The 3,647-nt window shown below is 62.2% G+C and carries 4 protein-coding genes and 1 tRNA gene; 3 read left to right on the top strand and 2 right to left on the bottom strand.

Features of this window, described 5'->3' with window-relative positions; translation table 11 throughout:
* The first annotated feature begins 205 nt into the window (after nt 1–205).
* Together EN994_RS22520 and EN994_RS22515 are read left to right on the top strand one after the other, a co-directional pair.
* Nucleotides 206–595, top strand: a complete 390-nt coding sequence (locus EN994_RS22520; protein ID WP_013528180.1) for a TIGR02300 family protein — start codon at nt 206–208, stop codon at nt 593–595.
* A 172-nt stretch (nt 596–767) separates the two neighbouring features.
* Nucleotides 768–843 (top strand) — tRNA-Ala (locus EN994_RS22515).
* A 192-nt stretch (nt 844–1,035) separates the two neighbouring features.
* On the opposite strand, the gene dgoD is transcribed toward EN994_RS22515, so the two are convergent.
* Both dgoD and EN994_RS22505 read right to left on the bottom strand, forming a co-directional pair.
* On the bottom strand, nt 1,036–2,184 hold the full coding sequence (gene dgoD, locus EN994_RS22510) for a galactonate dehydratase (protein ID WP_024501895.1): 1,149 nt from the start codon (nt 2,182–2,184) through the stop codon (nt 1,036–1,038).
* Nucleotides 2,185–2,192: 8 nt separating this feature from the next.
* Entirely contained in the window at nt 2,193–2,882 is a 690-nt protein-coding gene (locus EN994_RS22505) for a FadR/GntR family transcriptional regulator (protein WP_050596413.1), read from the bottom strand.
* 257 nt (nt 2,883–3,139) lie between these two features.
* Between EN994_RS22505 and EN994_RS22500 the strand changes: the two genes are divergently transcribed.
* A partial coding sequence (locus tag EN994_RS22500; RefSeq protein WP_164746078.1) for a substrate-binding domain-containing protein occupies nt 3,140–3,647 on the top strand: 508 nt, incomplete at its 3' end.

Below are 3,647 nucleotides of genomic sequence, written 5' to 3'. Positions count from 1 at the left end.
GAATTTCCCTGGACGGAATGCCGGCGGGCCGGCGCTTTTCATTTGTTGCGGCGGTCTCGTACCACGGTGGGCCGAAATGGTCATCCCCATGGTCGTCACTTCACGCGAGGCCTTTCAATGCATGGTTTTGTGACGCCGGCTTTTCGCTTTGACAGCGCTGCAAACTGTGGTTAAGGGGACCACTCTTTTATTGACGAGGCTTGCCGTGGCAAAAACCGAACTTGGCACAAAACGTATCGACCCGGAGACGGGCCGAAAATTCTACGACCTGAACAAGGACCCGATCGTCTCGCCCTACACCGGCAAGACCTATCCGCGTTCCTATTTCGAGGAAGGCAAGATTGCCGCTCTCGAGGAGGAAGAGGAAGTGGCCGAGAAGGAAGTGGACGCCGAGGAAGAAGAAGGCGTTGAGGTCGTCTCGCTCGAAGAGGCCGACGAGGACGTCAAGGGCGACGACCTGCCGGATCTTGGCGACGATGAGGACGACGTCGATCTCGGCGACGACGAGGACGACACCTTCCTCGCCGACGAAGAGGAAGAAGATGACGACGTTGCCGACATGATCGGCGTTGGCGACGACGACGACGAGGTCTGATCGGCCTTGAAAGCGGGCGTTTGCGGGCTTTCGTGGTCTGTGAAGAAAAAGCGGCTCTCGAAGGCTTGATATCTGAGAAAGGCGGGGTTAGAAGCCGCCTGCACTAACGGCGCGGTCTCCAACCCGCGCCGGATCTCTTCGCCGGAAACGGCGCCGGTTGACTGCCGGAAGTGGGGCCATAGCTCAGTTGGGAGAGCGCTTGAATGGCATTCAAGAGGTCGTCGGTTCGATCCCGATTGGCTCCACCAAACAGTCCCTCTGCAATTCGCAGCCGATGAATGTGCCGCACTGCGGTCATCTGCGTTTGATGGTCAATTTGACAACGCCGCTGAAAGCCCCTCGATCAAACCGAACGAACGAGCCATTTCTCGAGAGCAACTGCTCGCCGGACAAAGTCTTCATTATTCCTGGAGTGCTTGAAGTCTGAAAGCCAGCCCGGATCACCACTCGGCGAAGGAACCGTCCTTGTGGCGCCAGATCGGGTTGCGCCAGCGGTGGCCTTCCCTGGCGCGTTCCTTGACATAATCCTCGTCGATCTCGACACCCAGGCCCGGGCCGTCGGGAATGGCGACATAACCATCCTCGTAGCGGAAGACATCCTTGTTGGCGGCATAGTCGAGCAGGTCGTTGGCGGCGTTGTAGTGGATGCCGAGGCTCTGCTCCTGGATGAAGCAGTTGTAGCTGACCGCGTCGAGCTGCAGGCACGCGGCAAGCGCGATCGGCCCGAGCGGGCAATGCGGCGCGACCGCGACATCATAGGCTTCCGCCATCGCCGCGATCTTGCGGCATTCTGTGATGCCGCCGGCATGCGACAGGTCGGGCTGGATGATGTCGACGACGCCTTCCTCGAACACGGACTTGAAGTCCCAGCGGCTATAGAGCCGCTCTCCGAGCGCGATCGGTGTCGAGCCAAGCGCGGCGATCTCCTTCAGCGCCTCGCGGTTTTCGCTGAGCACCGGCTCCTCGATGAACATCAGCCTATAGGGTTCGAGTTCCTTGACGAGCGCACGCGCCATCGGCCGGTGCACGCGGCCATGAAAATCGACAGCGATGCCGATGTTGGGCCCGACGGCCTCGCGCACCATGGCGACGCGTTCGACAGCGGCGTCGATCTTGTCATGGCTGTCGACGATCTGCAGTTCTTCGGTACCGTTCATCTTGAGCGCCAGGAAACCGCGCGCAACCATTTCCCTGGCGCCGGCCGCGACCTCCGCCGGGCGGTCGCCGCCGATCCAGGAATAGACCTTGATCGAGTCGCGCAGCTTGCCGCCGAGCAGTTCGTGCACGGGCACGCCGAGCGCCTTGCCCTTGATGTCCCACAGTGCCTGGTCGATGCCGGCAATGGCGCTCATCAGGATCGGGCCGCCGCGGTAGAAACCGCCGCGGTGCATCACCGTCCAGTGGTCCTCGATCAGGCGCGGATCCTTGCCGATGAGATAATCGCCAAGCTCCTTGACCGCCGCCTCGACGGTCAGCGCCCGGCCTTCGACCACCGGCTCGCCCCAGCCGGTGACGCCGGCATCGGTTTCGATCTTCAGGAACAGCCAGCGCGGCGGAACGATGTAGGTGGTGAGCGAGATGATTTTCATGCGCAGTCTCAGTTGCTCTTGAGTTTCTTGGCGCTGACGAGGTCGCGCGCCGCGAGGTCGAGGATCTTGTTTGCCGCGCCACGCGCGGCATCGGCATTGCGCATACGCAGCGCCTCGACCACCTCGCGGTGCGCCGCCACGGCCTCCATGCGCCGGTCGAGCGAAATCACCGCCGTCGCCTCCAGCGAGAATTTCAGCCCGGTGTCGATGAGATTGCCGATCTGGCGAAAGATCGGGTTATGGCTCGCGGCATAGACGATCTGGTGGAAAGCGATGTCACTGCGCGAGAAGGCGGCGAGATCCTCGCCGGCGCCGGCCATGCCGCGCCAGGTGGCTTCGAGATCGGCGATTTCCTGCAGCGTCGCGCGCGTGGCGGCGAGTTCGGCAACCAGCGGCTCGATGGCCCGGCGAGTCTCAAGAATGGCGTCGAAGAGCTTGTCGTCCAGTGCATGCGGCGCGTGCCAGGCCAGCACCTGCGGGTCGATGATGTTCCAGTCGTCCTCGTTGCAGACGATCGTGCCGACGCGTGGCCGCGACAGCACCAGCCCTTTTGCCGCCAACACTTTCAGGGCCTCACGGATGACGGTGCGGCTGACGCTGTATTCGACGCCGAGCTCGTTTTCGGTCGGCAGTGAGGAGCCGGCCGGATAGCGCCCGGAAAAGATGTCCGAGGCAATCGCCTTGGTCACGTCGGGCATAACGCGCGGGCGGCGAGTGGCTGTGTCGCCTTGCGGTTTCTTCAAAGTCCCGGTCACCTCAGCCCTCCTCCAAGGCGGCGAACCGCTGGTTTCGCACAACCGGTCCGGCCTTAACGGATGCGGATCAATTGCGCCAGCGATCGCTGGTCAGAGCATGTACATTAATTATCATACCAGATCAATTGACGAGTATGATAAAAGCGATTAGAGACTCCGGCATCCGGGCTGAGCGCCCGGTCTATCGCTGGGAGGTAATCATGCGACTTTTGAAGACCGCGCTCGTCGCGGGCGCGCTTGCCGTGCTGTCCGTCACGACCATCGCTGCATATGCTCAGGACACCAAGATCGGCTTCATCGTCAAACAGCCCGAGGAGCCGTGGTTCCAGGACGAATGGAAGTTTGCTGATCAGGCCGCCAAGGAAAAGGGCTTTACCCTGGTCAAGATCGGCGCCGAAGACGGTGAGAAGCTGATGTCGGCCATCGACAATCTCGGCGCCCAGGGCGCGCAGGGTTTCATCGTCTGCACGCCCGACGTGAAGCTCGGCCCCGGCATCGTCGCCAAGGCCGCCGCCAACAATCTCAAGCTGATGACTGTCGATGACCGCCTGGTCGGCGCCGACGGCAAGGCGCTGGAAGACGTGCCGCATATGGGCATCTCGGCAACCAAGATCGGCGAGGCGGTCGGCCAGGCGATCGTCGACGAGATGAAGGCGCGCGGCTGGAAGGCCGACGAGGTCGGCGCCATCCGCGTCTCCTATGACCAAC

The organism is Mesorhizobium sp. M7A.F.Ca.CA.002.09.1.1 (assembly GCF_003998555.1).
In the GTDB taxonomy this organism is placed as follows: domain Bacteria; phylum Pseudomonadota; class Alphaproteobacteria; order Rhizobiales; family Rhizobiaceae; genus Mesorhizobium; species Mesorhizobium ciceri.
Note: the sequence above shows the minus strand (reverse complement) of the source record. Positions and strands in the feature narration are given on the sequence as shown.